The 2830-nt window shown below is 29.3% G+C and carries 2 protein-coding genes and 2 pseudogenes; all 4 read right to left on the bottom strand.

Going from position 1 to position 2830, the window contains the following annotated elements; translation table 11 throughout:
* Nucleotides 1-514, bottom strand: a pseudogene (locus CD118_RS11385) (hypothetical protein); the annotation flags it as partial.
* Between the two features lie 12 nt (nt 515-526).
* Nucleotides 527-835: a CRISPR-associated endonuclease Cas2 gene (gene cas2 / locus CD118_RS11380; protein ID WP_060829975.1), complete on the bottom strand. Its 309-nt coding sequence runs from the start codon at nt 833-835 to the stop codon at nt 527-529.
* A gap of 4 nt (nt 836-839) precedes the next feature.
* Complete coding sequence (gene cas1, locus CD118_RS11375; RefSeq protein WP_060829976.1) at nt 840-1742, bottom strand: type II CRISPR-associated endonuclease Cas1; 903 nt, start codon at nt 1740-1742, stop codon at nt 840-842.
* Nucleotides 1742-2830: pseudogene (locus CD118_RS11370) on the bottom strand (type II CRISPR RNA-guided endonuclease Cas9); the annotation flags it as partial. The gene cas1 and the pseudogene CD118_RS11370, both read right to left, overlap by 1 nt.

Here is a 2830-nt window from a genome sequence, read left to right as displayed (position 1 = left end):
CTTCAACAATTAAAGGTATGAGTGATTCTAATCTGACAATTAAGCGACTATATTCATGATCTAAATCATATGCAAACTCTATATTTTTAATAAAGGATTTTATATCAAATCGCTTTGTTTTTAAGGGTAAATCACTTTTAACAAGGTTTAACAAATCTTCTAATAAAACGTTAATAGAGTTCAAATAGCTCTCTCGTTCATATTGTTCTGATAAAAGCCGATTGATTTTTTTAGTTATTAAAGCATTGGCAGACAAAGTATGTTCCTTATTAATTTCTTCATGACTTAACATGTAACATTGATAAAGAGTGTAAGGCAATTGTTCTTGGTTGATTCTTTCATAAATGCTTACTTCATCCTTATTTGAATGACGCTTTTGAAAATAATCACATATGATATTTAATATGTCTTCTTCCTTAGTCTCAAATTCATTGTATATTGATGTGTACATCCCAATGTTCATTTCAGTCTTTGGGATAAGCGTACTTTTTATCTCCCAAATCATATTGTTCATTATAATTATCCTTTAAAATATTATTGTTCGATTATCACCGAGTAAAGCTATGTTTTGATCTTCCTTACCTAACAAAATTTGCATTTTTTCGTATTGTTTCTCGGTTATAATTAAAGATCTTACATGGCCGTCTTGAGGTAAAAATTGTTTTACTTGTAAAACTGAAAAATCTGCAGCATCTTTATTGGCAACACTTTTAATATAAACTGAATATTGCATCATCAAAAAACCATTTTCAAGTAACCTTTTTCTAAATTTACTATAAATTCGCCTCTGCTTTTTCGTCTCAACTGGTAAGTCAAACATAATCATGACTCTCATAAACCTATAGCTCATAGAAAGTAAATTGCTTAATATCTGGAAATTTAAGCAATTGTTTTTGACCTTCTCTAAAATAATCAATGATAGATTGTATCATGATTTCAATAGCGCGTATAACTGTTTGCATCTTACCATCTATAAGCACTCTAGCATGTAACAAATTCACAAGCTTTAATCGATATGCTTTTGTCAAAAAATCTTCAGGCGGATGTTTGAATAAGAATAAATCTACTAAAGGTCTAAAGGGTTCAATAAAGTCTGATGCGAGATTAAAATGATTTCTTCCACCTATATGGTGAATACCTAACGCGGGAATGAGCCCTTTTGCTACGATAGTTCTTGCAATAGCTGCATTCAAAATCGTGTATCCATAATTAAGAACTGCATTCTCTAATGAATTGTCATCGTCACGTCTGAATTCTTCAAAAAAGCTATTAAAATAATATTTTGCAGCTTGTCCTTCAATATTGTGTTCATCTTTTAATTGAACAACATCTCTCAATTCATGCATTTTACGAATCCTAGCTTCGTCTATATTATTATGTTCCATGCACGTAATTTGATTCAATATTTTTTGCTTCACTATTTGCTTCCATAGTTCTTCTTTACTTAATTCATCCCACGACAATTGCGCTTTCATTTGTGCATACTGACTGAAATGACCAGAAATAGGTTGTAATACACATTCTGGCAAATGCTTTTGATTGCAAAAAATTACTAAAATATTATAATCAGATAATTCAACTAATAATCTAGCTGTTACCGTAACAGTCAAATCTTCAATGACAACCGCAAAAATATCACTCAGAGGTACTTTAATCTCCTGGTCTCCCTTAGCAATTTTCAAGCTATTCAATGATAAAGATAACTTAGTGACATCACTCGCATAAACGATACGCCAAGACATTATAAGACACCTCTTTTAAAGATAAGTTGTGGACTTTTTGAAGGTTTAACTTTAAATTGATTACCTAAAATGTCAGTTGAATATTTTTCAATCTTTCCAGTTTTTTTAGTTATTGTTTTAAAAATACGTGGTGTTTTTTTAATTCCCATCAGGTCACAATAGTCTTTATAATTAATATCAACCATATTTAATTCCACTACATTTCTTGTAGAATTGTTTACTCCAATTACTCTGAACAGTTCATCGTTAATAGAAATCAAGTCATTATAATAAAAACTACCAATAAATTGAGCATCACTCGGTACTTTATATCTTTCTTTCAATGCTTGATATTCATTTTTTAATATTTGATAATGCTTCTCTTTTTTCTTTATATCCATGTAAGTTAAAGTAAGCATATGATAGCCTGCTTTTGAGTGAAATACATCGAAGCGAAAAGGCTTAATAGAGAGCTGTACGACCTTTCTTTTTGCGCCCGAAAAATTTGTGCTTATATCTAGATGAGTCCCTACTTTTTTTCCAATATACTTTAATCTTTTAATAGTGGGTCCTTTTTCATTTTTGGCATATTTAGTAAGGTATTCACCATTTTCTTCATAATACTTAGCAAATGGATTTTTCTCTTCTCCATATTGTTTAATCACTAGCATTAATTTTTCAAAAGTTTGAGGATCATGTTTATACATAAGTAACTTCTCAGGCGTTTTTAAAAATAAATCTTTAATTTTAGTATTATCTTTGGCATATATATCTTTAACAGTTTGAACAATATAATGGTTTTCATTCACTTCTCGTGTAGAATACAAACTATCATTAATCAATTGTCTATTTGGCTTCTTATCTACTCGATGTGAATATTTAAAATCTTTATAATCTTTAATATCTTGGACTTGCTTAGGAATTTCAAACATTTTGCGATAGTCTTGTTCAGTTAGTAAATTCTTAGAATCTTTATTTTTATTTAAACTTAAATTATTATTTTCTAAGATAGCATTAGCTTCTTTAAGTTCTTTAGACTGTTTGAATAAATAACTTACATTGGCAATAATTAACGCATCTTCCGCATGATGTTTAAAACCTTTATTTCG

This window comes from Staphylococcus coagulans, assembly GCF_002901995.1.
In the GTDB taxonomy this organism is placed as follows: domain Bacteria; phylum Bacillota; class Bacilli; order Staphylococcales; family Staphylococcaceae; genus Staphylococcus; species Staphylococcus coagulans.
The sequence above is the reverse complement of the archived record's forward strand: the minus strand, read 5'-3'. Positions and strand labels throughout refer to the sequence as shown.

Coding starts and splice junctions, on each gene's coding strand:
- cas2 (WP_060829975.1), bottom strand. CDS start 835: ATGAGAGTCATGATTATGTTTGACTTACCAGTTGAGACGAAAAAGCAG.
- cas1 (WP_060829976.1), bottom strand. CDS start 1,742: ATGTCTTGGCGTATCGTTTATGCGAGTGATGTCACTAAGTTATCTTTA.